We start from the raw sequence: 25,385 nt of genomic DNA on the forward strand, positions 1-25,385 counted from the left end.
CACCAGGAATCGCCGGAACAATTTAATAGGTCGGGCAAGTCGCCTGAAATACGGACTCCACGAGAGAGTTCACGGATCGTACCAGCATACAGCGTCAACTGGCGGAGAGTTGCGCCTCAACGGGGGTGTGCTAGTACGCCCACTCTCGGATCGAGGAGCTAAAAGTGGCGAAGAAGGCAAAGAAGACGGCTACGAAGAAGAAAACAGTGCGTCGCGAATACACAAAGGCTGACGTGAAAGAGCTGCGCGCTCATTCGAAAGCGAAGACGCCGGTTGCAAAAATCGCGAAGCTCACAAAGCGCTCCGAAGGCTCACTCCGCCAAAAGGCGCTCAAGCTTGGAATCCGGCTCGGTCACCAGCGCTAGAGGCGGCATCATGACGCTCTTCAATAGAGTGTTCTCGACCAGAACGTTGTTGCAAATCATCTGCGTTCTCGTCGCTGTTGTCGCAATGAAGTTGTTGAGCGCTCATTATGACTTCAGCTGGGCAACCGCGGTTGGCGGTTGACTAGAGGAACACAGAGCAGAAATGAAGCGCATCTAGGGGCGAGCTATCACACGGCGTGTTGGTCGGGCGACCAGCCTTTCTTTTGTCGAAATTCGAGCACTAGCTTTAGTTTTTGCAAGACGGAGAATTCAAAGTGGCGATGGGTACTGTTAAGTGGTTCAACCCGACAAAGGGCTACGGATTTATACAGCCTGACAATGGCAGCAAGGACGTGTTCGTCCACATTTCAGCGGTTGAGAAAGCTGGCTTCAGTTCTCTCGCAGAGGGCGCCAAAGTGAGCTTCGACGTCGTGAACAATCGCGGCAAAGACTCTGCGGAAAATCTACGGATCGGGTGATTGCGCCTGCCCCCTAAAAAGGCCGCAGCGTTGGTTCCAGCCCCGCTGCGGCTCTACCGGGTTAAATGAATACGTAAACTATAGACCAGCCCCAGTGTATCGAATCTACCGTGGTTGCGCTTGAGCGCAATGTCATCGAGGCCACACTCGCGATAAACCTTAGTACGTCAGTCGTGCTGACGGAGGGGAGTGGTGAGGGCTCGCCGGGGCTGGCAAGCGAGCCCTCAACACAAGGCCGCGCGGAAAGTCTCCAGCGGTCTTGACCTGAGCGACAGTCTGCACCCGATCGCGTCAGATTGATGTCAAATCAATATCGAATTTGGCTGTCGGACTCGCGCGCAACCTCTGCGCCGGATATTAAGGCCCAGATACACAGAGAGCACCTATTAACCGGAAGCTAACGTGTTCGGTGCACTCTTAGCACCTATGGGCAAGGGTATATTGATCGCCGCACTTGCTACATATGCCGCGTTCGTTGCGGACCAACACTACTACTTTGGCTATTATTACGACGGCTTGCTCGCGCTACTTCGCCAATTGCGTCATTCGTTCGGATTTTAATTCGTCTCTTTTGACTGTCTCTCGGATCGCTCAACATGGTTGAGACACGAGTCGCGCCACGTTTTCGGGTGAGGAAGCCAGCCATATTGGAACACTGGGGGGCGAAATTCCCATGCACGGTTCGCGATATCTCGACTACCGGCGCCGCGCTGGAATTCTCCTCTCTCATTCGCTCCCTCGGCATTCCGACGAAGTTCAATTTGGTCATCCCAGAGGATAGCTTAAGGCTACCCTGTCACGTGGTCTGGCAGCGAGAATATCGAATGGGGGTCACGTTCGATTGAGGTCGCCCCCAGCCGTTGGTCTGATAAGGCGCGTAGTCCAAGTCGCCGCGATAACCCCGCGGTTAGTCCGCACTCGAGCCCGCCGCAGCTGCGCCTGAGACGGTGACAACAACGAGGCCAGCCGGTTCAGGCTGGCGAGCCCCGCACGCCGGTATGATGAGCATTGAAGAAAGCGTGTGAAGTAGTTCACAATTTACAGGCCTAGACCGGGCCTATCGTCCCTCCGCATCGATCGGAGGACGTCCCATGAAATTCAATTGGACAGGTTCCCGAATGCTCGCCTTGGCAGCCGTTGTTCTGTTTGCTGCGGTCACCACTATTGCGTCCAGTCATAATCAAGGGGTTCCTGAACCGAGCTTGGGACCGGGTTGGCAATGCAGCCGAACCATGTTGTTCGCGACGACTTGCTCGCAGTCGAGCGTTGGACAGGAGCAGAGGTCTCGACGCCTCTTAGCTGCCGAACAGTAGCGTCGAGCGACCGGCTCCGCCGGCCAACCGGTACCTCTCGGTCACAAAACTTTAAAACTGAAACGGCAGGGTTGGCGCTTGGGATTTCAGCGCCTAGCCCGGAATGCATTAGGGACGCCGCCGAGCGGAACATACTCTGTGCGGTGTCCTAGTCCTCTTAGTATGTTGTGAGGTTGTGCATGTTCAGTGCGGAGACGATCGCTCTTCTTCGAGCAGTGCTCGAGGAAATTTGCGAGGGTATTCCAGTCAGCGAAACGGGGGCCAGGACCCACGTTGCATCTAAGATCCTCGAGGCGGCGGCTCAGGAGCAGCTTTCGACAGACGCGCTAAAGATGGCGGGCCGTAGAGCGCTAAATCCATCTACGATGTGCCGCTGATACTTCTCAGCCGGGGCCGGCGGTTCACGCTGGCGGGACTCATGCTACATCAATCGCAAGCGACCGGTGCCCGCCGGTCTATATCTCTACTAACTCGGCGGCAATTTCTTTGTGCGCGGATCGACAAATACGAAGGCCGCAGCGACACGCGCCGCGCTCGGGGCCGAAAAGGACCTCTGGGTCATTGAGCGCGGCGTATATCCAGCCAGCGGTCGCGCCCAACTCGTGGCGCTCGTTACTCAGCTGCCACGTTTGTGCATTTACTCGAATCGTTCGCCACTTTCGGCGAGCGGGGACGCAGAAGGAAGGAAACGCCGCAAAGCGTCCCCCTTCTCCATACGATGCGGCAGATGAAGACTGCGGAATGGCCGTCGAATGACAGCACAAATTCGTGCGCAAACACGTAGTAGGGCGTGGAGATACAGGCCCCCAGGGCGTTGATATCGCGCACTATACACGGATGCGTCCCACGAATTTCACCAAATGACAGGCGCGCAGCCCGGTTGATCGGCATGCGCTCCATTGCACGACGTTCGATCATGGCGAGATGCTCCAAATGAAGAAGTAACTTCAATCGAATCGCACCTTACGGAATTAGTTTCCCGGTCCCGCCGATAGCCCGGAAAACGGCAATGCCCGCATGTTGAGCCGCGTCGGCTCACGCTAACAAGCAGCGTTGTTGTCTTATTAAAGTTGGATCGAGATCAGTGGCTAACTCGGACCCGGCAACGAGCACTAGGGCGCCAGCAGGTCTTCGCCGGCCGACAGCAGCCGCACGTATGTGCCGCTTTCGTGCAGATCAAGCCAGCCTTGGTCGATCGCATGCTTGATGCCGGCGCCGAACTCCGGCCCGCTGCCCCTCAGCGTGAAAAGAAACGGCGCGTTGAGTTTCTCAATGTGGACGCGACCGTCGACAGGTTCGATGCCGGCAGCGATCGCGACCAGCTTGCGCGCGGCCGTTTCTGGATCTGCGTAGGCACGTTCACTGGCTAATTTCATGGATCGGCCCCCAGTCGGAAATGTCACCGAGCTATAGGCGATTCTCGGTTTAGCGCGCTGCACCTTCAGCTGGTTCACGCTGGCGGGCCTCTGTGGTCGAAAGCTGTCTTGTTGCGGGCGCTAACTATTCGTGTATTGCCCGCACCTGCGGCCCTAGAAATACTAGTCCAGTTATGGTGGTTGGTTTGTTGATCACGGGCTGCGTCGGCTTCTTGGCCGTGGGGGTCACATTCGCGACGATCATCTACTTGGATGCTCGGGCCGAGCGTAGGCGCCCGTAGTTGGCATGAGCACGAAAGCGCATATCTATGCATCTTCGGCCTGTGCGGCCGAGGTCTCCATCGACACAAGAGGAGATTGCAACGAAGCTCATTCTTTCAATCTTCATGATTTTTCCGGCCAGCGCTTTCGCCAACGATTGCCCAGGAATTTTAAACTACGTAAAGGCCAATTCGCAGCTAAGACAGTTCAATAATAGCCAGATTCAAAGCCTTAAGACTAAGCATCCAAAGCAGCACGCTCCCACGTTCACTTTTACATCCGGCAACGTGACCGTCGCTTGTACAAGATCGGGATCGTATCCCTACCGACAACTAGCTTGCAACCATGGCGGCCATAGCTTTGGAAAAGCGCTCAAGAACTAAGAGGCCGCCGGTTCATTTACTGGCGTGCCTTTAAGGTGGCTTCGATGGGGCCAAAGGAACGATGCCCGGCGGCGGGAGTCGTCTTAGTGCTTGGTCCCCTAGCCAAGCAGCCTCAGCGCTTGCCTCGCGCTGGGGCCTTCTTCGGTGCCTATCGGATTTGGCGGTGGCCTGTTTTGGATTAAACCGTTTGCTGCAACGCAGCAGCATGGTCTCGGAGAATGGCCAGTTATCCCTTCACCGACTATTACCTTGTCACGTCTCGTCGCGGCCAGCACCCCGAGCGTTGGAGCTGGGAGATACGCCGCAAAAGTAAGCCGCTCGGCATCAAGATAACCGGCGACGGATATCAATCTGACTCGGCCGCCCAATTTGCAGGACGGCGCGCGATGAACGAATTTCTGGCAAATCTGGTGAAGGAAGAAAGACGGAAGTAACGGCAAGCCTGGCATTGGATTGTCCTGATTTCAGAATCAGGCGCATAGTCGAGCTATGCCGCATCTTGAGGATTGCAGAGGCATCCTTCGCCGCCTGATCGCCAAGGGTGATCCGAAAAACCTTCACCTGGTTGAGCGGGCAGTCAATGTCTATTGGGACTCGACCCCGCAGAAGGCTCAGGTCAGTGGTCTGCGCCTGCTCCAAATGGACGTCCTCGAACAGCGGAATGCCGTTGTCGGCGCTCAGCACGACTTCGCCCAAACCGTAAGCGACTACATCGAACAGAAGATCAGGGGAGAATAGACCACCCGTCAATTTCCCAGGTGGCCGCATTTGGATTGACACCGCGAAGCGCTGGGATTTAAGTGCCCAGACTGGAATGCATGGTGGCGCCGCCGAGCGAACATATTCCACTCACGCCGCGCCCATCCTCGTCTTTGGTACTTGAGGCTGTGCATGTTTGATAGCGTGACGACTGCGCTCCTCAGAGCGGTGTTTGAGGAAGTTTGCGAAAATATCCCCGTCAATGAAACGGGCGCCAGAACGCACGTTGCATCGAAGCTCCTTGAGGTAGCGGCGCAGGGGCATTTTTCGAAAGACGTGCTAAGGGCGGCTGGGCGCGAGGCGCTCAATCCACCTACAATGTGGCGGTGACAAACCTTCTCGAACCAGGCAGCGGCAACCAGTGTGTAATTCGGCGTGGGGTCCGCGCGCCGATCGGCATCCTAAGTGCTTGATCAACTTCGTACCTATGGGGTCAATGTTGGGCGCCGATTGACAAGCGGGGGCGCCTTTGACGTCAAAGAGCAGGCTATGGTTGATGGTGAGGTGGTTGTCATCCACGAAGGGCGGACCAACTTCTCAGAGCTGCAGGCTGGCTGCTCGGCTCATGTCGTACATTGCTCGGTCGGCCGCGGCTATGAGCTGTGCGAGAGCTATCGCCGCCAGGGTTTTGATGCCACCGTTGAGGCCTGTATCCACTACCTCATTCTGGACGAAGAGAACGATGTGGCGCGGCTCGGCGGCAAAGCCAAGATCAATCCTCCGATTCGCCCCCGCGCACAGGTCGAGGCGCTATGGCGGCATCTCGCCGCCGGACATGTAACGGTGGTGTCGACCGATCACATCAGCTGGTCGGAGGACCGCAAGACCGATCCGAACATGCTGAAGAATGCCTCGGGCGTGCCGGGTCTCGAGGTCCTGTGCGCGCTTCTGCTGAAAGGCCTACCGAACGTCATCTGGACATTAGTTACGCGGCGCGGCTGCTCGCTGCCAATCCGGTGCGACTGTTTCGCATTGGCCATCGCAAGGGTACGATCGAGCCCGGCCGCGACGCCGATCTCGTTGTCATGGCGCACGACCCTCGTCGCTACGATCCGAGCGCCAGCGGCAACAACTTCGTGGGTTGGAGCCCCTGGCCGGCATCGAACTTGCGCGTCGATATCAGTTATAAATTTCCGTTGCTTTTCATAGCCTAGACTTCTCCGACGTTTTCTGTCGTTCGCTAAGGCTCTCTATTCTGCTCTTTGCTTCCGTTGACGTGGAATGCGGCTCGTCCCAGAGTACCTCCTTCGACTGTGGAGGAGACGTAACCTTGAAACGGCGTGGTCCAGACCTCGAAAGCGGTATCGAAATTCAACGTGGTGCGGCCGCAGATGAGTTGATGTCCCGCCATCTGAGTCGCCTCCCGTTTGCGCAGCGGTTGACCTGCACCATCGCGGAGGCCTGTGAAGTGACAGGTCTCGGGCGAACTAAGTTTTATGAACTTATCGGGGATGGTCGAGTTACCACGACGACCATCGGTCGCCGTCGGCTAGTCGTTGTACAATCTCTGTTTTCCCTTGTTGGCGTCAAGGCGACAGCAGCCGACCGCGGATAGATACGCGGCTTCTGACGACAGTCATGCGAACAGATGCGGGAGTAACCCAGATACCGAATCGATCATAAATCAACTCTTAGCCCGGAAAGGCAGCGAAGCGCTTTTGGACTAGAGGCGTCTTACGGATCGGTTTTGGAGGAAAACTCGCCGATTGAGTGTTATCGTAAGACAAGAACTCGTATTGATCATCCGTGCCCGACCATATTTTCGTCGAGCCTCGAAACCAGCGGTACAACAGCTGCCCGAGCGAGATCTTCTAAGGCTGTCGAGATATATTTCGCGTAGTGCCGCTCGATCATTTTCACGGAAGTATTGTGCAATTTAGCAACGTGCTGAATAGGGAGTCGATTCCGCAAGCCCCGGACGATGCTGGAATGCCGCAACGCATAAGGAATGACTTCCGGCAGCCGTGCGCGCTCGCGGATGGCCTGCCACGGGCGACTGAGCTCTGCCGTCTTCCAGGGACCGCGTTCTGACTTTCTCCAAACGATACTACCGGCCGCCTGCTCGTAGCTCCATCGCTCGAACAACGGCGCCTCTTTCGTTCGATTTAAAATAGGCGATAGGACCTCGATGACATCTTCTCCCACCGGAACCGGGACGGAGCCGCCGTTGCCGCCACGCCCCTTGTAGGAACCTGGCACCATCAAGCGCTGCTCTTTCCGTTGTGCATCACTGACGCGCATCCGTCTTACCTGCGCGAATCGCGCGCCCGTGGCTGCAAGACACACGACAATGCGATAAAGATCGCCTTCAAATCCGTGCTCACCGTCGATCTCGAGCGCGGCTCGAAGCAAGATGCTGACCTGCGCATCCGGGAGGATCTGGTTGTCGCGGGCGACAGATATCTCATCATCATCATCGATGCGCTCAGCTTTAAACGCATCTTTCACGATCGAGAGGAATGTTGGGTTTAGCTTCTTTTGTTCGGCCGATAGGCGAGGCCATGCTGCATTCAGCCCCGCCTTCAGGTCGTTTATGAGCCGCTGCTTTGTCGTGGCCTTCAATTCTACAGGAAGGTTCTCTCGCCACATCAAGAGGTCACCCTCCCGTAGCGCGTGCAGATGGATCGCGGCGAGAGAAGCGGCCTCAACCGCTTCCTGGCTACCGCGCTCATCTTGACCAAGAACGTAGCGCCGCAAGCGGTGACCAGCATCGGATCGAACCTCGTGACCAGCCCTTCGGCTATCGCGGGCATTCCGCTCCTTGATGTATGTCTCGACAGCCGTCCGCACGGTGGGTGCTGGTCCGGCAGCTTGTGCAGCCGCTTCTGTTCTAGACCGCGTGACGTGTTCCCGCGCTTGCGTCACCGCCTGCTCGAAAGTCAGCGTTCCTTCCGCAAATTTGTCGTTGATATCGTTGGCGACGCCGACTGGTGCCTGCTTGTAGTTGGCCCCATCATGGTGATTGCGCCAGCGCACAAGCCAAGCGCCGCTGCGCTTGCCCTTGCGATAGCCAAGGTGCGACTCAGCGTCGAGACGGCGCCAATGCACGCCAAAACCCAACCTCGAGCGCGCCTTGGCGGTCGTGATCTGAGCCTCAATGAGTGTTTTCGCCATTGCAGCCCCCTCCAGAAGACGTCGAATATCCGTCGAATAAGCATCCACGTACGAGCCCGAACAACGACGAAAGATCTCTATCTAAGCTATTGATAAAGCTATATTGTGGCGAACAAATGCGAAACTAAAGGAAGACAAATTCCAGCCCTCTCAAGGCTGAAACAGGGGTTCGATTCCCCTAGGGAGCGCCATTTCGGTATAAGGCTGGGCACTCCAAAACCTGCCGCTTTTACGTTTGAGGCAGCGACAAGAGTGCGAAGCAAGGCCGATGCGACAGATACCGCAAATGTCATTATCCGGCCGCCGACCGCTTGGGCGGCCGCGGTACCTGCAGGCGGGCTGGGAGCAATAGTGTTTGCCCTTGCGCTGGCGTTGTTCGCCTGTGCCATCGCGAAGCAATAGGGCGCATCTTCATCGACTATGGCGCGCCCGTCTCGTCGCGGAGCATCAACGCTTCAGCAACCAAAGACCAGGATCTCGGTTACCGGCCGCTGCCGCGTAGGACGAACGCCTCCAGTGCCTGAATGCCGATAAAGAGGACGGAAGAGATGGCGGCTAGGACGGTAATGGCAGTCATGACCAGGTTCATCTGAAAAATCTGGCTACCATAGGTAATCAGATAGCCGAGACCGGCTTTCGCCGCCTGGAATTCGCCGACCACCACGCCGACAAGCGCGAGCCCGACATTGACCTTCAACGTCGAGATCAGGGTCGGCACACTGGCCGGCAGCACGACCTTGCTGAGCACCTGCCGCCGCGAGGCGCCGAACAGACGCACCAGCTTGATTTTGTCCGGATCGACGGCACTGAAGCCGGTGTAGAGCATGATGATGGTCACGAAGAGGCTTACCGCGATCGCCATCGCGTAGATTGAAGCGACGTCGCCAAGCCAGATGAAGAAGATCGGCACGAATGCAATCTTCGGCATTGCGTTGACCACGACGATGAAGGGATCGAGCACCCGGTGGATGAAGGGCGACCACCACAACGCTATGGCGCAGAAGATGCCGAGCAGCATGCCGCCGACGAATCCTATGACGGTTTCACCGAAGGTCACCCAAGTGTGCATCAAGAGGCTGCCGTCCTTCAGCATGGTCATGAAGGTGCGCGCCACGGCCGACGGGTAGCTCGTCAGCATGGGATTGATCCAGCCCGCCCGCGGTGCGACTTCCCAAAGAATCAGCAAAGCGACCAAGAGGCCGATCTGCCAAGCCTGGATTGCGTAGGCGCGCCGCTTCAGCGTGCGCAAATAGGCCCGGTAGGCCGGGCTGCGTGTCACCGTCACAGGGGACGACGCGTCGCTCTGGCTGACATTCGCCGTTACCGTTTTGCTTGCCATGACGGTCCTTACTGCATCTCGTGGAGATCGAGCTCGTTCCAGATCGTCTCGAAATAGATCGCGAACTCGGGACATTTGCGCGCTTCGAACGGCGTCGGCCGCTGCAGACCGGCGCTCTGATAGCTGATGCGATGCTCGGCCTTGATGCGGCCGGGGCGGCGACTCATGACGATCACGCGGTCGGCCATGCTGATCGCTTCACCGATGTCGTGCGTGACGAGAATGATCGTCTTGTGCTCGTTGCGGAGGATCGCCGCGATCTCGTCCGACAGCGCCAGCCGCGTTTGGTAGTCAAGCGCGGAGAACGGCTCGTCGAGCAGCAGCAGGTCGGGATCGGGACACAGCGTACGTGCCAGCGCCGCACGCTGCCGCATGCCGCCCGAGAGCTGATGCGGCAAAGAGTGGATGAATTCGCCGAGTCCGTAGCGCCGTAGCAGGTCCTCGGCTCGCGCCCGCGCCGCGCGCATGTCGAGGCCGAGCAGCTCGGCGCCGATCAAGACGTTGTCAAGCACGGTTCGCCACTCGAGCAACGTGTCCTTCTGGAACATGTAGCCGGTGCGCGGCGACGGTGCCGAGACCTTGCAGCCTTCGAGATAAATGTCGCCGTGCGATGGCTGCATCAGGCCGGAGACAAGGGAGAGCAGGGTGCTCTTCCCGCATCCCGACGAGCCGACAATGGCCACAAATTCCCCGCGGGTGACTTCGAGCGAGATATTGGACAGTGCCAAGGTCTCTCGCTCAGGTGAGAAATAATGGAGCACGACGTTGCGAAGTGCGACGACAGGCCCCGTGGTCATGGCTTGTGCAATCATGATTGTCCGCTATTTCCTGGCAAATTCCTGCTGTGCCTTCTCGGCATAAGCGGTTGTGACGATCTGGTCGTAGGCAACCTTCTTGTCCGCAGGCAGCGTGCCGCCCTCGACCATGATCTCTTGCGCCCGTGCGAGACCGCCTTTGTCGACGACGGTGCTCGATGCCCAGATCGGCACGCCGGCATCGCGATATCGCGAGACGACCGCAATGTTGTCGTCAAGGCTGAGCCCGGGGAAATAGGGCGCAATGACTTCGGCAATTTCCCTAGGGCTGGCATCGGCGACCCAGGCTTGCGCCCGCGCGATTGCGTTCGCCCACTTCTGTGCGGTTGAGCCATTCCGTTCCAGCCAGCTCCTCTTGGCAAAGAAGACCGTGTAGTCTGCGCGGCCCACCTCTTTGCCGATGGACGTGACGACGTAGGCCTGGCCGGCCTTCTCGAGCCGGCTGAGGTTCGGCTCCATGAAGATGCCGAAATCGCCAGTGCCCGACAGCCAGGCGCCGTCGCGGGCAGGAATGGCGATGTTGGTGATGACGCCCGCCACGGTCGGGGCGTCCACGGCGTGATGCTTCAACACATATTCGAGATAAAGGCCCGGTGTACTGCCCGGACGAAAGCCGATGATCTTCTTGCCGTTGAGCATTGACCAGTCGAACTTGTCGAACTTCGCGCGGGAGACGAGGAAGAATCCGTCCGTCGCGGTGAGCGCGGAAAAGATGAGCGGCTTGTCGGGGGATTCGCCATTGAAAATGTAAATCGGGACCTCCGGCCCAGCTAACGCGAAATCGGCTTGCCCCGAAAGCACCAGAGCGCCGGCGCGGTCCCCTCCATTCGCGGTGACCAACTCGACATCGAGGCCTTGCTCTGCGGCAAATCCCTTACTGATGGCGGCGTACATCGGGACATAGAGTTGTGAGCGCACGACTTCGGCGAGCTTGACCTTGACCTGATCTGCCGCCTGCGCATGATGTGAGAATCCGATTGCCAGCGCCGCGGCAGCCAGTAGCTTGACGAAGTGTTTCGGCATTTCATGCTCCCCAATTAAACCACCGGGTTCAGCAACATCTGTGCCAATCCTCGAGAGCGAGGTCTCGATTGGCGCGCGGCAATTTCCTGCCGTTTGCTGCGGTGATTTTCCCTCCCGGCAATATAATGCTACGCTAATTTTAGTATACTGTATACAATTAGTTCATTGGCTGATAGCATTTGGCCCGACATTTCTGGTTGGTCGCGACGGAGCGTGTGCTGCCAAATTCATCAACGTGGCTCAATCTGTATACAAAAAAGTTCGAAGCACGGAGGGCGCCGCAGCCTTGAAAGAAGCCGCCAGCGGCCCAAGAATTGCTATGTGATCGCTTGCCAAGTGATCGGGGGAATGGAGAAACGAGAATGCACAAAGTGTCGATTCCAGCGGAGCTGACGGAGCGGGTCATCAAGCGGGCGGGGCGGGCGCATCCCTTCGATGTCATGCAGCCGGCCAAGACGGCATTGGTGGTCATCGACATGCAGAACTATTTCATGAAGCCGGGCTATATGGGCGAGGTGCCGATGGCGCGGCAAATTGTCCCGAATGTGAATCGCCTCGCTGCGGCGCTGCGTGCGCGCGGCGCGCAGGTGATCTGGGTCAACAACGCGACCAACGACACGCGCGAAAGCTGGAGCGTGCTGCACGATTGCCTGATGACGCCGCAGAACCGCGACCTGCGCTACGCCACCATGGATCTTGCGCATGAGGGGCACGCGCCCTGGCCGGAACTCGAGGTGCTCCCGACGGATCGCCGGATCGTCAAAAAGCGCTTCAGCGCCTTCATCGACGGCTCATCCGACATCGTACCCTACCTGCGCCAGCACGGCATCGACACGTTGCTGATCGGCGGCACGGCGACCAACATCTGCTGCGAGAGCTCGGCGCGCGACGCCATGATGCTCAATTTCAAGGTCACGATGGTTTCCGACGCACTCGCCACATACAGCGATGCCGAACACAATGCCTCGCTAATGACGTTTTATTCGATCTTCGGCGACGTGCAGACCGTCGAAGAGGCGATCGCCTCGCTCGACCGCGGGATCCAGATGGCTGCCGCATGAACGGGCCTTCGCCGTCGCGCAGGCCCGCCCAGGCGCGTTCACATCGACGCAAAGTGTAGCGCTTCGCGCCGCACCATGGTTGCACGACAAGCGCACGGCTCGGGCTCCGCTCGACGCCTGATCGAGCGGCGATCGCGAGAGGAGCCCTGGCCGGATTTCAGTGATGCGCCGAAACACTCCTCACGGTCTCGGTCAGCAAATCACCCGACGCGGAACGGCCGAGGTCGCCCAGGCTGATGATGCCGACCATCCGCTTGCTCTTGTTGATCACCGGCAGCCTGCGGACCTGCAATTTCTCCATGTGATGCATCGCCTTGGCGAGGTCATCGTCCTCCCGGCAACAATGGATGCCTTCGGTCATCACATCGCGCGCCGTCGCGCGGCCGGCATCGAAGCCGTTGCTCGCGAGTCCTTTGCAGACGATGTCGCGGTCGGTCACCATCCCGATTAGTTTGTCGTCCTCGCCGATCGGAATGCAGCCGATGTCATGCCCCCGCATCAATTTCGCAACTTCGGTGATCGGGGTGTTGGGGCTGACCCAGTCGACACCCTTGTGCATCACGTCTTTGACTTTCATGGCGAACCTCCGTTCCAGGGTTTCAGATGCATCCTCAATCGTGCGCGCTAAAGCGCCCGTGCAGTGCGTTGGCCGTCAGGCGCGCAAACTGCGTATGGCCCATATGAAGCAGCGACGTGTGATCGCCGGCTTCCATATAGACGTCCGGCTGCGCCTCGATGCTGTCGTCGACGATGGTATCCAGCCCGTAGCACTTGCCGACGACGGGAACTGCACCGTGCGCACAGTCGCGGAACAGCTCCCCGATCTCGGTTTCGCTGGCCATATGGACATTGTCACCGAGTATTGTCCTCAGTTCCGACGGGCGGAGATGGTGCGATGCGGGCAGGATTGCCAGCATGTATCCGTCGTCACGCCGCAACACGATGCCCTTGGCGAGGCGATCACCCGAGATGTGGCATGCCTCCGCCGTGCGAGTGGACGTCATGCTGAGTTCGTGCGGAATCACTTCGTATTGGATGTTTTCAGCGGCCAGGTATTTCTGGAGTGTGGGAGCAATGGCCATGACGTAACCTCCGGCGCAAAATGCAAACCATCCACCGTGAGGTTGTCCCTGCAGAATCTCGCCGTACGATGGGCGGCTGCGTGGTTAGACGCTCAACATAGGCCTCCCACCCGCAAGGTGCAATTCGTCATCGTCAATGAGCACATGCGAGGATCACGTGGGGGTTGGGACATTTCTGTCGAAATCATATAGCAATTTCAATTACATAAGGGTTCGCGGCTTCGTTCTGGGTGGCGCGCCATTTCCGGCAGCTTGTGAAGCTTGACCGGTCATGCGGCGGCGGCGTTTTCGACGCGATCAAGTTTACGAATTTCCGGACCGTTCAGTATTGAACGAGCCAGGGTCACTAGCTCCTACTAAGTAGTTCAAGATGGTCTGTACTGCGAGCGAGCGATAGCGCTGGCGGCTGCTGACAATCCAGGCGTCCGCCTGTTCCATGGGATATTCGGAGAGCAGGCGGACCAACCTGCCTTGCTTCAAATCTGCCTCCAGCATGAAGTCGGGCAGGAGCGCGATGCCATGGTCAAGATGCGCCAGTTGATGGGCGACCAGCATATTGCCGGCGGCGATGGTCCATCGCATCGAGCAATCCCATCCCCCGTCAAAGCGCCAGGTGGCGAGCGCCGCGCTGGTGATGATCGCATTATGCGAGGCGAGGTCTGAAGGCGCCACCGGTTTCCCAGCCTTTTCGAGATACGCGGGAGACGCCACCAGGAGGCGTGTGACCTTGCACAGACGGCGGGCTATCAGGTCGCTGTCTTCGAGCGTGCCCGTGCGCACCGCAAGGTCAATGCCGTCAGCAATGATATTGACGCGCCGCTCGGTAAGCCGCAGTTCGACCTGCACATCCGGGTAAGCGGCGGTCAACTTGGTTAGATGCGGGGCAACCAGGTACTGGCCAAGCGCCGCCGTGGTTGTCAGCGAGACGCGCCCGGCAACAGCCCGTTCGCGCTCGGCTATCGCCCGCGCTGCATCGTCGGCGGCGACAATCGATGGCTTTGCCATGTCATAGATGCGTTGACCTTCGTCCGTGAGCGACAGTGCGCGTGTCGAGCGCCGGAACAACGATGTGCGCAACAGCAACTCGAGGTCGGCAAGCTTGCGGCTGACCGTGGACTTTGGCACCCCCAGCCTCTTGGCCGCAGCTGTGAAACTACCATCGTCAGCGATGGCGACGAGCAGCGCGAGATCGTCTAGCGATGGCTTCATTGTCTTGAAAATGGGATAGTACCGTTCCGAATGCAAGTCTTATCTGGACAGTGATAGGGCCGCATATTCGCGCTCAACATTGTCAGGAGGGTATCCGATGCTCCACTTTTCATCTGTCTACACCCCGACGCAGATGCGCCACGGCGCCGTGTTTTCGGCCCGCCAGTACCCGCGTCAGGCGTTCGGCAACCTCATTGATCCCGTCCTCAACATCGACTGGTTCGAAATGAGCGGCCCAACATTTCCAGCGCACCCGCACGCCGGGTTTTCCGCCATCACCTATCTGTTCGCAGATTCGCCCAACGGCTTCATAAACCGCGACAGTTTCGGCAATGTGCAGGACATTCGTCCGGGCGGCATGCACTGGAGCCGGGCATCACGCGGGATGATGCACGAGGAAGTACCGGTTCCGGGCGCAGGACCCACGTGGGGGTTGCAGATCTTTATCAATCTACCCGCTGCCCATCAGGCCGACCAAGCCGCCGCCTTTGCGGTCCCACCCGACATGATCAAACGTCATTCGGGCGACGGGTGGGAGTCGCGTGTCGCGGTCGACGGAACAGCGTTGGGCACGTTCATGGACGCCCTGCCATCGCCGGTGCGGATCGAGGAAATCTGGCTGAGCGAGTCCGCGATCCGCGACATCGCTGTGCCTGCGGGCTGGGGCGGCATCCTCGTCCTGCTTGAGGGCGTCGCGTCGATCGGCGATGAGGCCCTTGCCGCCGCACAGGCGATTGGTCTTGCGGCGGACAGCGACGATCGCATTCGGATTGCGACCGGTTCGCACGGAGCAAGGATCGCGCTGGTTTGTGGCGCGCAGCTCAAACAGCCGGTCTTCGCCTACGGCCCGCTCATGATGGCCAGCCCCGTGTCACTCGACGAGGCACGCCGACGCATCGCCTCACTCTCCGTGCCCGCCTGAGCGGGCTCACCTAACCCGTCCCCGACGCGAATATCGGTGGTCTCCCCAACCGATCGTTCGCAAACTCAAAGGAGCACACGATGACTACTCCCCAAGTATCGGCTCGTTTTTCCGCTGAAAACTCAGCACTCCTGTTGATCGATCATCAGGTCGGCACGATGCAGCTAATCAAGAATATCGACCGCAATGTTGCCGCCAAGCAGTCGATTGCGCTGGCCAAGATGGCGAAGATCCTGAACATGCCGGTAGTGATCACCTCCAGCCAGGAAGATCGCGCCCAGGGTCCTATTCTCTCTGAAATCGCCGAGGTTCTTCCGGAAGCGCACGCGGCGCGCGTCAAACGCCCTGGCGTTGTGAACGCCTGGGCCTACCCTGATTTCCGCAATGCTGTGCTGGCCACGGGACGCAAGAATCTGATCATGGCAGGCGTGACGACCGATGTTTGTTTGATCTTTCCCGCGATTGATGCCGCGCGCGAGGGGTTCGGCGTGCAGGCCGTGCTGGACGCCTCGGGTTCGCCGAGTGATCTATCCGAAGCGTTTTCCCGTCAGCGCATGCATGATGCGGGCGTCGTCCTAACCGCGACCAACACGCTCATTGCGGAAATCGCGCAGGATTGGTCAACGCCTGCCGGCCAGCAGCTGATCACCTTGCTGTTCACGGACGTGTTCCCGGCCCTTGGTGCCGGCATCGCATAGATCGCAAGGTGGCCATTTTCGTCCCTTCCTGCACGAAAAGCCTTTCGGAGTGGTGTCGGCTTTGGCCAAGTTTCTCTTTGTTCCAACTTGCCTGCCGTGTCCGCTGCTGACACCATCGCGACGCAGCTTGCTACCCTGTTGCTGAGGCAGGAACCAGCAAGATTGCCGTTCACGAGCGGATCGTCGGCGAGTCGGTCAGCATAAAAAAAGAAGGGATTGGGTCAAATGCCGAGGCCGATGAGAGTAAAATTCTTTATGAGTTCCCAACCGAGCGAACTGGAAGAGCGCATAAATATGTGGCTCGACCATCTCGGCTCGGCGACGGTCATCAGAACTGAAACTCGTGCCACCGCGGTAGCGGAAAGGTCCGACGACGGGACCCATCCCGTTATCGTGGTGACGATCTGGTATGAGCTGCCTGAGGCAGCTTAGGCCTCCTCAGATTGTCAGGTGAGCCAATTCCGCGCCAAAAGGCGCTCGGGCATGTATATGCCCGGACAGCCGATCATAGGGCGGAATAGCAAAAAGCATGTTTCGTCGAATTCATCTGCGGATCGGTGCAATACGCTGGCGCTATTGCACCGCCCGCTCGGCGAAGCGATGCCGCAATATCGCCGATCGACCTGAAGAGGATGAGCGGATCGTCCTTTGAGGGAATGAAACCGCCTCGCCCCGGAGCGCGGCGGCTGGCGCCAAGGCCGCCGAATTCAGCCCTGTCCGCGATCCTCCCTAGCCCCCTGCAAGATCGAGATAGCCGACGCGATCCATGACGCCGTCCGCAAGCGCCACCTTGTAGACAGCTTCGGCGAAGCGCCTGTCGTCCGCTACTCGGCTCAACTTGCTGTTTCCAACGCGCTGCGGCAGCAGCATGCAAATCGGCTCGAGCATTTCGATCTCGAACGGGACCATGACGCCGGCCGTCATCGAGAACGCCCCAGGAGTAAGGAGCCTTGTGGCGATCAGTTCTCCATCGTCAATCGAACTTTCAATGCCGACGCCGAGCAGCCATACTTTTGAGTTGCGGAGAATGTCGGTGGCGATCAGGCCCACCGCGTCGTGACGCTGCTCGATCGCGAGTATCGCGAATTTGCGACGCGCGCATTGCGTCCAGCATCACCCCTTCGTCGGACTGCGCTTCGAACCTGGCCGACTTCGCGTAGCGATCAATCGCCCGCGAACGATCCGCCGGTGCGGTGTAAATGGCAAGGTCGTAGACATAGTACATCTCGTCCATGTCTTCGAGAAGCAACGTCCTTCCTTGCGCCAATCCGAGCCTGCGTGATTCAGTAAGGCATCGGCGGATATACACCTGAGGACTTCCTCATGAACTTTCTTGGAGATTTCCCGAAGGTGTAGGTAGCGCGCGAGGATGTCCTCAGGCGTCGAAGGGATGTTGCCGCCCCAGGCGAAAATCGACTGCTGTTGGGCGAGGGGAAGGGCCATGAAACGCTCCCGAGTTGGGTCGCCAGCTTTCGTCATCGTTAGCGATGCGCATTGATTCGCGAAACAGCAATGTCCATTATCGACATTGCGCCGGCTGCAATCCGAGGAGCTTGTTCAGCCTGACGGGCCGCATCTCGACCGGGAGAGGGGTGAAATCTTGCGAAACTGATCCGCGCCGCCGAGACTAGCGGGTCGGGTTCGGCGTCGATTGGAAGGTGTGTCGATGAGCCGGAAGAATCGGGTTCCACTTGGCGATCGCGTCGCCATAGCAGCCGAAAGGGCGCTGGCGGCCCGGAGCTTTGCAAGCGCTACCGACATCCTCATCGGGATCGGGTGGCTTGATCCCGGAGCGGTGGAGCGCTGGCAGCGCCGGCAGGTCGATTGCGTGGAGGAAGTTATCCAGGTCAATCCGCTCCGCATCCTGGAAGCCATGCAGCTATTCCAGTCCTGGGCGGCCGAGAGAGGGTTGATCGCGAGCCCGATCGACTATGTTGATCGTACGCCGCAACGCTCTGCACTGCATTTCAGTCGAAGTAGAGACCCCAAGATCGAGGCGTCGTTTCGGACACATTGGGTGTCGCCGGAACTCTCCGAAGCGAAGCGCGAGCGCCTGGCGGAAAAGGCAAGCCGCGGCGCGGAATTGGTGGTGGTCCAGCCATTGAACGCGGAGTGGACATGCCATCGCTGCGGCGGCACCGGCGATCTCCTGATGATGGAGCCGCCCGGCCCGGCGCGTCTGCGCTGCGTCGGCCTCGATGATCTCGAATTTCTGCCGGCGGGCGATGCCCGGCTCACGCGGCGCGTGAAGACGAACAGTACCAAGTATGCAGTCGTCGTGCGCTTCAGCAGAACTCGCCGCCGCTACGAACGACTGGGCCTGCTGGTCGAGCCGCGAGCCCTTGCGGAGGCGCGCTGACAGAGCGTCGCAGGAGCTCCCAGCCAACGTCCGGACACGCAAGCTGTTGATATCGCTGGTGGGCGCCGGTAGGACACCGGCCGGTCTCGTCGCAGACGCCTCAGTGGTTTACAATCTGCCGCTCCGCTCGGTCTCGCCTGGGCACTACTTCGACCACCGAAGCCAAAAGGCTCGGCTGGAGCAGGACGGCGAACTCTTCGAGTGGTAGCGCCGGAGAAAAAATATAACCTTGCGCCATGGTCGCGCCGTTTTCGGCCGCGAACCGAAGGTCTTCGGCCGTTTCGACGCCTTCTACGACCGTTTCGAACCCCAATTCGTCTGCAAGTCCGAGCGCTAGGCGAAGGATCGTCTGCTTTTCGCGGTCATCCGCGACACCCGCCACAAGCGTGCGATCGAGCTTCACGGCGTCGAAGGGGAGCCTCGCCAATGTCGAAAGATTCGAATAGCCAGCTCCGAAATCGTCCATTGCGAAGCGTATGCCCAATTGCCTGAGCAGGCTTATTCTCTCGCGCACGACATCAGGATTGCGCATCGCGACCGACTCTGTGACCTCGATCTCGAGGTGTCGCGGCGGGAAGTCGGCCTCGCGAACGGTCGTGACGATATCCTTGATGAACAGCGGGTCCTCGATGTCCGTCGCCGCGACATTTACGGCGAGCACGAGGTTCGAGCCGGCCCGGATCAAGCCCCCGATTTCGGCGAGCGCGCGCCTGAGCACGAAGCGGTCGATCTCCATAATGAGGCCGATCTCTTCCGCGATCTTGATGAAGCGCTGAGGAGGAATGTCGCCCTCCTTCGGGTGATGCCAGCGCGCCAGCGCCTCCACCCCCAGGATGCGGCCATCCGCGCAGGACACCTTGGGCTGGTAATGGACGACGAGATCTCCATTGCGGATCGCCAAGGCGAGATCGGTTTCGAGCGCATGGCGGGAACGCGCGACCTCTGCGAGATCCGGAGTGAAGAACGCGTAGGTATTGCGTCCCGAGCTCTTCGCGACGTACATCGCAAGGTCGGCGCGGATCAGGAGATCGTCATAGTTTGTGCCGTGGGTGGGACAGATCGCAATGCCGATGCTGACGCCGATGGTCGCATGGTTGCTCTGGAGCTTGAAGGAAACCTGCAGCGTCTCGATCATCTCGCGGGCCTTGAGGCTCGCGGCCTCGACCGTCTTCACCCCAGCGATGATGGCGACGAACTCGTCGCCCCCGACCCGGGCGAGCAGACATTTGCCGGGAGCGCCCCTGGACGTCAGCAAATTGCTCAAGCGCTCGGCCACCATCCTGAGCAGCTCGTCGCCAGCCTTGTGCCCGAAAGTGTCGTTGATGGATTTGAAGCCATCGAGGTCGAGGAAGAACAACGCTCCGCCCTCTTCCGCGTCGATGAGCGCCGGCGCATCGACGCGCATCTTCTCCCGATTGGGAATGCGGCTCACCGTGTCGTAGAAAGCGAGCTGACGAATTCTTCGAGTGCTGGCCCGCAAATGCGTCAGCATTCGCTCGAATGCGAGGCCGAGGCCGCGGACCTCGCCGATGCCTGTTGCGCGGAACGGCACGTCGAGATTGCCACCAGCGATTTCCTGGGCGGTCTTGGCGAGCGCCGAAAGTCCTTTGGTGAGGTGCCTCACGGCGGCCAATAGCGCGACGACCAAGGCACCGAGCGCCAGCGCCGCAGATGCCAGGAACTGCCACATCAGCGAACGAGTATGGGCTGCGCCAATCTGGAACATCTGATCGCGTGTCGTCGTCACGAGCGATGCGCTCGCGAACGTACACACCTTGAGCGTCGCCTCGTAATCGACACAGCGCGCGACGTAGTTGCCGTCATCCGAGTGCTGCAGCCCGGACAAACGCGTCCTGGCGCCGCTGAATCTCACCCCTTCAGGCCCCGCGGAAGACACGATCTCGTTGTCACCTGTAATGATGACCACGCCGGCATTGGCTAGCGAAGTGAAGTTCTCGAGGGTCCGCTCCGTGCGCCCGAGCGGCCGGATGGCGGCAAGCGCGCCGATGAGGTCGCCGAAGTCGTCGAACACGGGCTCGATCGCGGTGTGCGCTATGGTGTGACGCTCCGGCAGGCCGAGCGCTGACAATTCACCCAATTTGAGCTCGTAGGTGCCTTCCTCACCCTGCGGGTGCGCGCGGCTATTGTCCTTGAGGATCGCGCTGAGATTGACGGAGAGGGCGGTACCCTCGAGCGCCCGGTTCAGCGCGAGGAGGTCGAGGGGCGTGTTGGCGCCGATCACACGACCGGTTTCGTCAAAGGCGATCAGCCTTTCGAAGCCGGAGGTCGAAGCAACGATGCTGAGCAGTTCGCGGATAGTCACATCGTTGTTCGAGGCGACCGCCTTGGCCACGTCGGCGCGCTGAGAGATCTGACGCAGGCGAGATGCGGTTTCCGCGCCCAGGACCTCGATTCGCGCTCGCGCCAACTGCGCCTCGCCGTCGAGGCGATGAGCGAGCTGGTCTTCTGAGAGTTCACCCAGTGCCGCAGCCTGGTGCCTCAGTTGCTGGTGCAGGCGTAGCGCCGTCAAGCCACCGATGAGGCCGAGCCCGAGGACGCCGGTCGCGAGCACGACCGCAACAAGACGCATGGCGATGGATGAGGGAAAACTCGGAACCCCGGACGGAACGGCCCAACGACGCCAGCGGGGTGGCGTCCTCGATGCCTTTGTCATATCCGTGTCAGTCGCCACCACCGCCAGCACCCTGAAATTGCGGGGGCCGGTCAATGTCGCCCACTGAGGCCCCCAACTGAGCGTCTTCCAGGCGCCGACCTTAGGCGAGTGAACCATTCAATATCGTCTATTTATCGCCTATTTGTTGCTGATTAATTAGCATCCGGTTTTTCGAAACCATCAAATTTTGTGCTTTCTGTCCACTACAGATAATTCCAAAAGGCACGGCGCTGCGACAACAGATGGTTTAGGTTTCTTTGCCAGATTGCACACCTCGTGGTTCGAAGGGGTTTGCAATGGCATTTGCGAGGATCACGGCGGCAATTTTGGGCCTCTGCCTTGTGGGGGTGAGTGCCGCTAGCGCCGAAACACGCAGGCTCGACATCGTCGGGACCGGAGACGGCATCGATGTCCTGCGCGTCATCGCCGCGAGCTTCATGCAGCAGGAAGGATCGGCACAGGTCGAGGTCCCGCCGAGCATCGGTTCTGGCGGAGGCATCGCGGCCGTGGGGGCCGGCAAGGCGATCTTGGGGCGCGTCGCACGCCGCCTGACCGACGCCGAAGCGGCTTCCGGCATCGTCTACAAGGCGATCGCCCGCCTGCCCTCGGCTTTCATCGTCCATCCCGGCTGTGGAGTGAGTGCCGTCACAAGCGATCAGCTCGTTGCGATCTATTCGGGCCGCCTTGCAAATTGGAAGGAGCTGGGCGGAGCCGATATGCGCATCCGCGTCGTGCGGCGCGAGGACCAGGACAGTACCCTCACCGTGCTACGGGCCAGCATGCCCGGCTGGCATGATCTCGAGATCACCGAGAAATCGAAGACGGCAACGACCACACAGGAAGCGATCGAGACGGTTCGCGATGTTCAAGGCGCGATCGGCTTCGGTCCCTTCTCGCGGCCATTGGAACAGGGGCTCACAGTGCTTCGCGTGGATGGCCACTACCCGACCGACGCGGATTATCCCTCGAGCGTGGTGCTGGCGCTGATCTATTTAAATACGTTGCAGGATCCTGACGCCTTGGCCTTTCTACGCTTTGCCGATACGCAGAAGGCGGCCGACGTCATCACCAGCCTCGGTAGTCTGCCCGTCAAGCCGTGAGCCGCCGGGGCTCGCTGGCCGCCGGCGCTGCTGAGCTCGGCATCGGCTCACAGACCGGGGCGACGAGGCTGCTCCCGGCTTCGCCATAGATGGGTGATTTTGTCCATCAGCGATGAGGTTTGAGAGCTCGGCAGGAAAGGATCGGCGTAGCATTGCGCATTGGCCGAGCGCGCCTTGTTCTTCACGATCTCGACGAGACCAGCGGGGCCGGCGACGTAGACCGTATCCTCCAGCCCGAGCAGGGGCAGGTAGTGCGATGGGCGCCCGGGCCTGATCGGCAGGGTGGATCCGACCTCCGTTGTCGCAATGACGTCGCGGACACCGTCGTCGATCAGCCACTGCAACGAGGGAAGCATATAGAGGTTATCGGCATCCCGGCTGCCGGCGACGACCACCATCTCGCGGTTGCGCTGGGTCGAGCGCGCCGAGCGGGCGAGTGCCCAGATCGGGGCCCAGCCTGCTCCGCCGGCGACCAGCACTAGCGGCCCTTGGCCCTGTCGCAGATGGGCTTGTCCGAAGGGGCCTTGCACATGCGCCGCATGGCCGGGCTTGATGGCCTTGCCGAGCTGCCCCGACACGGTGCCGTCGGCCAGGCGCCGGATGTGGAAGACGAGTTCGACTTGCTTGAAGGAACCATCGAGCCTGAAGGTCGGGCTGAACTCGCGCGCAGGATAGCCGGAAAACTTGACGCGCACATATTGGCCCGGTCGAAACTCGAGCGGCGCGGAGGTCGTCAGCACGACCTCGGCGATCTCCGGCGAGAGCTCGTTGATCTCGGTGACGGCGCACGCCCGCTTCATCGGCAGCGGCAATTCTTCGAATTCGATCTCCGCATCGCCTGCGACCGCGGCCTGGCAGGCGAGCACAGTGCGGCCATGGCCCGTGCCGCCGTCATCGACCGAGCCCGAAACGACCGTCACCCGGCAGCTCTGACATTGTCCCGATCTGCAGTCGTGTGGAATGAGGATCGAGCCGCCGAGCGCCGCGTCGATCAGGCTTTCGCCGGCGCGGGCTTCGACGACCTTGCCGTTGAGGACGAGCCGACAATGCCGCTTCATCGCAAGGCCTTTGGGTGCTGCGAATTTCTGCGAGCAGGCCGCTGCTCGCCGAGCCAGAATGCGTTGCGCGGATGAGGGCGAAGCCATGCTTCAGCGCAGCCGCGCCGTGGTGGCCTCCGGTAGAACTCGTCGCCCCCCATGAGATGCCTATTCCTGCGTGACGACAAGCACCGGGCGGTTATGGCTCGCATGCCGCGTCTGTGTATGGTCGAAGACAGCGACCCACATGTAGAGATCGTGGCCCGGCACGAAGGCTTTGTCATATCTGCCATCGCTTTTCATGTTGCGCGTCAGCTCGAGCGTCCAATGTCCGTTGCTCCATTTTGAAACCCCGGTGACATTGCCCCGCTCTCCGTCGGTGTCGCCGGCAATAATCACGCCGGGCAGGATCGTGCCGACGGGAATCCTCGCGTCTGCCTCTGGAGTGTAGGGTTCGCTCTCCCAGTCGAACATGTACCAGCGGCCGTTCTCGTCGTCGCTGCTGTTTGGGTTGAGATCGAATTTGCTGAGGGCTGCGACCTGCGCCTTCCAGTCCTTGGGAAGCCGCAGAACCGTGACGGGTCCTTTGTCGTTCCTGTGGATGAACTTGAAGTTATACGAATAGAGAGTGCGACCAGGCTTGTTCCAATAGCCGCCCTGGTAGCGGGCATCGTAATTTTGCTCGTCCAAGGTCGGGGCGTAGGGCGGACCGATATATTGGCTGTCGACGCGCCCGAGCATGCCCCCTCGCGACGCCTTCCACTGCCACATGTCTATGTAGCTGCCATCCGCCGTGTAGTGGAAGCCCCGGCCGTTGATCGGCATCGGTTTGCCGGGCAGCGGGTTGGCGCCTAGATCCGTCGCGCCTGCGCCGCCGAGCGATGGATTATCCGAGAAAATGACGGCCAGTTTATCCTCGTAGAAGTCGACGGCGTCTTGCAGGCCCGCACGCTCGTCGAGGACGTGCCAGCCATCCACTTTCTTGACGATCGGAATGCGGCGCAGGGAGCGCGTGGGATCGTCCCAGCGGAAGGCGAAATAGATCTTCTGCCCGTCGTGCAGGGCGCGCACTTCCACGCGCGATTCGCCCGATCCGTCGAGATTGGCACCCTGCTGCGTGCGGATGACGACGGGGCGCGCGCGCGACCAGGCGGGATCGCCCATGGCGCCGTCCAGCTTGGGCGCGTCACTCACCCGTGCGACGACGAGCGTATCGCGCGTCGCCCAGTCGAGCCCGGCGACGCCGCACGCGACTGCCACCCCGATTGCAGCGGCGACGAGAAGAGGCCTCGGCCGCACGGCCTTCGTGATCGCGAGCGGCGTCGGCCGAAACACGCGGAAGATCTGCAGCCAGCCGCCATAGAGAAAATGCGCGGCGACATGCGCGAAGATATAGACGAGCGCGACGAAGGCGGCGGTCGAGTGGAGATAAGCCCACCAGCCGCCATAGCCGAGATACATCATGACGCCCGTCCCCGTGAGGAAGATCACGAGCGCATAGACGAACCAGTGCAGGATGATGTTGACGGCTCCCCATTTGAGGCGAGCCGGAGCGCGCATCGCGAGGATCCGCGTCTTCTTGGGGCTGTTGCGCTCGACGAGGCCGCTGCGCGCGAGGTAGGCGACGTAGGCCGACCCGCAGAAGAAGACGGCGAGCCCCGCGAGGAAATGCCAGGAAAAGATCTCGCCTTGCGGCAGGACCGGAGCGAGCCATTTCGAGAAGGGGGCGCTCAGCGCGTCCGCTGCGATGCGTATCCCGGTAACGAGGCTTACGACGAACGCGAGGGCGGTCGCCCAATGAAGCGTTATCGTCCCGACATCCGTGCGTGGCGGGCTTTCTCGAGTCTTTGTTTGAGCGAGGCTTTTCTCGGTCAAGGCATCGGCGTTCGTTCGAGCGGTGACATCGTCCATTTGCATAAAGCTTACCCATGGTAAACCAACAGAGCTACAGCGTCCGCTTTTCGCTTCTCCCGGAAAGGCGGACAGCTGCGATCAAGCTACCTCCGCGATATCACA

22 protein-coding genes, 1 tRNA gene and 1 pseudogene are annotated in these 25,385 nt (G+C 60.0%); 10 read left to right on the forward strand and 14 right to left on the reverse strand.

What is annotated here, in order from left to right; all coding sequences use genetic code 11:
* Positions 1 to 164: 164 nt before the first annotated feature.
* The 3 genes from YUA_RS0127650 (at position 165) to YUA_RS48755 (ending at position 1,689) form a co-directional block, all read left to right on the forward strand.
* Complete coding sequence (locus YUA_RS0127650; RefSeq protein WP_027533616.1) at positions 165 to 365, forward strand: hypothetical protein; 201 nt, start codon at positions 165 to 167, stop codon at positions 363 to 365.
* Positions 366 to 640: 275 nt separating this feature from the next.
* Positions 641 to 844: a cold-shock protein gene (locus tag YUA_RS0127660; protein WP_027533617.1), complete on the forward strand. Its 204-nt coding sequence runs from the start codon at positions 641 to 643 to the stop codon at positions 842 to 844.
* A 596-nt stretch (positions 845 to 1,440) separates the two neighbouring features.
* On the forward strand, positions 1,441 to 1,689 hold the full coding sequence (locus YUA_RS48755; RefSeq protein WP_084292908.1) for a PilZ domain-containing protein: 249 nt from the start codon (positions 1,441 to 1,443) through the stop codon (positions 1,687 to 1,689).
* A 1,080-nt stretch (positions 1,690 to 2,769) separates the two neighbouring features.
* Here the strand turns inward: YUA_RS48755 and YUA_RS48765 are convergent.
* The 3 genes from YUA_RS48765 to YUA_RS50280 all read right to left on the reverse strand — a co-directional run bounded on the left by YUA_RS48765 (position 2,770) and on the right by YUA_RS50280 (position 4,861).
* Positions 2,770 to 3,075, reverse strand: coding sequence for a PilZ domain-containing protein (locus tag YUA_RS48765; protein ID WP_084292924.1), 306 nt, complete (start codon positions 3,073 to 3,075; stop codon positions 2,770 to 2,772).
* A 194-nt stretch (positions 3,076 to 3,269) separates the two neighbouring features.
* On the reverse strand, positions 3,270 to 3,611 hold the full coding sequence (locus YUA_RS0127670; RefSeq protein ID WP_371259916.1) for a hypothetical protein: 342 nt from the start codon (positions 3,609 to 3,611) through the stop codon (positions 3,270 to 3,272).
* An 890-nt stretch (positions 3,612 to 4,501) separates the two neighbouring features.
* Complete coding sequence (locus tag YUA_RS50280; protein ID WP_156947280.1) at positions 4,502 to 4,861, reverse strand: hypothetical protein; 360 nt, start codon at positions 4,859 to 4,861, stop codon at positions 4,502 to 4,504.
* A 627-nt stretch (positions 4,862 to 5,488) separates the two neighbouring features.
* On the opposite strand from YUA_RS50280, the pseudogene YUA_RS48775 reads away from it, so the two are divergent.
* Positions 5,489 to 6,060 (forward strand): annotated as a pseudogene (locus YUA_RS48775) (amidohydrolase family protein); the annotation flags it as partial.
* Between the two features lie 616 nt (positions 6,061 to 6,676).
* On the opposite strand, the gene YUA_RS0127705 reads toward YUA_RS48775, so the two are convergent.
* Entirely contained in the window at positions 6,677 to 8,050 is a 1,374-nt protein-coding gene (locus YUA_RS0127705) for a tyrosine-type recombinase/integrase (RefSeq protein ID WP_027533623.1), read from the reverse strand.
* A 121-nt stretch (positions 8,051 to 8,171) separates the two neighbouring features.
* Between YUA_RS0127705 and YUA_RS50285 the strand changes: the two genes are divergently transcribed.
* Positions 8,172 to 8,241: transfer RNA gene (locus YUA_RS50285), tRNA-Glu, on the forward strand.
* A gap of 290 nt (positions 8,242 to 8,531) precedes the next feature.
* Here the strand turns inward: YUA_RS50285 and YUA_RS0127710 are convergent.
* From YUA_RS0127710 to YUA_RS45215, 3 genes are read right to left on the reverse strand one after another with little or no spacing between them, the layout of a single operon-like run.
* Positions 8,532 to 9,389 (reverse strand): ABC transporter permease, encoded by an 858-nt coding sequence (locus YUA_RS0127710; protein ID WP_027533624.1) that lies wholly within the window; start codon positions 9,387 to 9,389, stop codon positions 8,532 to 8,534.
* Positions 9,390 to 9,397: 8 nt separating this feature from the next.
* Positions 9,398 to 10,201 carry an ABC transporter ATP-binding protein gene (locus YUA_RS0127715; protein WP_051383414.1) on the reverse strand — a complete coding sequence of 268 codons (804 nt, stop codon included), beginning with the start codon at positions 10,199 to 10,201 and terminating at the stop codon, positions 9,398 to 9,400.
* A gap of 9 nt (positions 10,202 to 10,210) precedes the next feature.
* Positions 10,211 to 11,227, reverse strand: a complete 1,017-nt coding sequence (locus YUA_RS45215) for an ABC transporter substrate-binding protein (RefSeq protein WP_035972052.1) — start codon at positions 11,225 to 11,227, stop codon at positions 10,211 to 10,213.
* Positions 11,228 to 11,589: 362 nt separating this feature from the next.
* Between YUA_RS45215 and YUA_RS0127725 the strand changes: the two genes are divergently transcribed.
* Positions 11,590 to 12,288 carry an isochorismatase family protein gene (locus tag YUA_RS0127725; RefSeq protein ID WP_027533626.1) on the forward strand — a complete coding sequence of 233 codons (699 nt, stop codon included), beginning with the start codon at positions 11,590 to 11,592 and terminating at the stop codon, positions 12,286 to 12,288.
* A 157-nt stretch (positions 12,289 to 12,445) separates the two neighbouring features.
* On the opposite strand, the gene YUA_RS0127730 is transcribed toward YUA_RS0127725, so the two are convergent.
* The 3 genes from YUA_RS0127730 to YUA_RS45220 all read right to left on the reverse strand — a co-directional run bounded on the left by YUA_RS0127730 (position 12,446) and on the right by YUA_RS45220 (position 14,615).
* Positions 12,446 to 12,865, reverse strand: a complete 420-nt coding sequence (locus YUA_RS0127730; RefSeq protein ID WP_027533627.1) for a CBS domain-containing protein — start codon at positions 12,863 to 12,865, stop codon at positions 12,446 to 12,448.
* A 34-nt stretch (positions 12,866 to 12,899) separates the two neighbouring features.
* Positions 12,900 to 13,370: an aminoacyl-tRNA deacylase gene (locus YUA_RS0127735; RefSeq protein WP_027533628.1), complete on the reverse strand. Its 471-nt coding sequence runs from the start codon at positions 13,368 to 13,370 to the stop codon at positions 12,900 to 12,902.
* A 303-nt stretch (positions 13,371 to 13,673) separates the two neighbouring features.
* Positions 13,674 to 14,615, reverse strand: coding sequence for a LysR family transcriptional regulator (locus YUA_RS45220; RefSeq protein ID WP_198029516.1), 942 nt, complete (start codon positions 14,613 to 14,615; stop codon positions 13,674 to 13,676).
* A 61-nt stretch (positions 14,616 to 14,676) separates the two neighbouring features.
* On the opposite strand from YUA_RS45220, the gene YUA_RS0127745 reads away from it, so the two are divergent.
* Both YUA_RS0127745 and YUA_RS0127750 read left to right on the forward strand, forming a co-directional pair.
* Positions 14,677 to 15,501, forward strand: a complete 825-nt coding sequence (locus YUA_RS0127745) for a pirin family protein (RefSeq protein WP_027533629.1) — start codon at positions 14,677 to 14,679, stop codon at positions 15,499 to 15,501.
* An 80-nt stretch (positions 15,502 to 15,581) separates the two neighbouring features.
* On the forward strand, positions 15,582 to 16,199 hold the full coding sequence (locus YUA_RS0127750) for an isochorismatase family protein (protein ID WP_027533630.1): 618 nt from the start codon (positions 15,582 to 15,584) through the stop codon (positions 16,197 to 16,199).
* Between the two features lie 729 nt (positions 16,200 to 16,928).
* Here YUA_RS0127750 and YUA_RS50290 read toward each other — a convergent pair.
* On the reverse strand, positions 16,929 to 17,249 hold the full coding sequence (locus tag YUA_RS50290) for a hypothetical protein (RefSeq protein ID WP_027533632.1): 321 nt from the start codon (positions 17,247 to 17,249) through the stop codon (positions 16,929 to 16,931).
* 610 nt (positions 17,250 to 17,859) lie between these two features.
* Between YUA_RS50290 and YUA_RS45225 the strand changes: the two genes are divergently transcribed.
* Positions 17,860 to 18,558, forward strand: coding sequence for a hypothetical protein (locus YUA_RS45225; RefSeq protein ID WP_245285279.1), 699 nt, complete (start codon positions 17,860 to 17,862; stop codon positions 18,556 to 18,558).
* Positions 18,559 to 18,658: 100 nt separating this feature from the next.
* On the opposite strand, the gene YUA_RS0127770 is transcribed toward YUA_RS45225, so the two are convergent.
* Positions 18,659 to 21,148, reverse strand: coding sequence for an EAL domain-containing protein (locus tag YUA_RS0127770; protein WP_245285275.1), 2,490 nt, complete (start codon positions 21,146 to 21,148; stop codon positions 18,659 to 18,661).
* 380 nt (positions 21,149 to 21,528) lie between these two features.
* On the opposite strand from YUA_RS0127770, the gene YUA_RS0127775 reads away from it, so the two are divergent.
* Positions 21,529 to 22,332 carry a PstS family phosphate ABC transporter substrate-binding protein gene (locus YUA_RS0127775; RefSeq protein WP_027533634.1) on the forward strand — a complete coding sequence of 268 codons (804 nt, stop codon included), beginning with the start codon at positions 21,529 to 21,531 and terminating at the stop codon, positions 22,330 to 22,332.
* A gap of 47 nt (positions 22,333 to 22,379) precedes the next feature.
* Here the strand turns inward: YUA_RS0127775 and YUA_RS0127780 are convergent, their stop codons facing one another.
* Entirely contained in the window at positions 22,380 to 23,390 is a 1,011-nt protein-coding gene (locus tag YUA_RS0127780; RefSeq protein WP_027533635.1) for a 2Fe-2S iron-sulfur cluster-binding protein, read from the reverse strand.
* A gap of 147 nt (positions 23,391 to 23,537) precedes the next feature.
* Positions 23,538 to 25,280 carry an ethylbenzene dehydrogenase-related protein gene (locus YUA_RS0127785; RefSeq protein ID WP_027533636.1) on the reverse strand — a complete coding sequence of 581 codons (1,743 nt, stop codon included), beginning with the start codon at positions 25,278 to 25,280 and terminating at the stop codon, positions 23,538 to 23,540.
* Positions 25,281 to 25,385 lie beyond the last annotated feature (105 nt).

Source organism: Bradyrhizobium sp. WSM3983, from assembly GCF_000473045.1.
Lineage (GTDB): Bacteria > Pseudomonadota > Alphaproteobacteria > Rhizobiales > Xanthobacteraceae > Bradyrhizobium.